The following is a 246-nucleotide window of genomic DNA, read 5'->3' as shown; positions in this document are numbered from 1 at the left end:
CGCCTTCGAAATCGAACCCTTCGATGCGGCAACAGTGGCTGCGGCAAAACATGCCGCCGAATGCACGAAAGCGGGCAAGCTCGTCTCTGTCGCCGGTGGTGGCGACACGGTCGCGGCACTGAACCACGCCGGCGTCTCCGACGATTTCACCTATATCTCGACGGCAGGCGGCGCCTTCCTCGAATGGATGGAAGGCAAGGAATTGCCGGGCGTTGCCATCCTGACCGCTGCCAAGTAAACTTATCC

At 61.0% G+C, this 246-nt stretch carries 1 protein-coding gene; it reads left to right on the top strand.

Translation table 11 applies throughout. The features are described from left to right. On the top strand, positions 1-238 hold a 238-nt coding region (pgk, locus tag SB816_RS34125; protein WP_410548515.1), incomplete at its 5' end, for a phosphoglycerate kinase. Positions 239-246 lie beyond the last annotated feature (8 nt).

Origin of the sequence: Achromobacter sp. SIMBA_011, assembly GCF_046535435.1 — a bacterium.
GTDB lineage: Bacteria > Pseudomonadota > Gammaproteobacteria > Burkholderiales > Burkholderiaceae_B > Achromobacter > Achromobacter dolens.
Note: the sequence above shows the minus strand (reverse complement) of the source record. Positions and strands in the feature narration are given on the sequence as shown.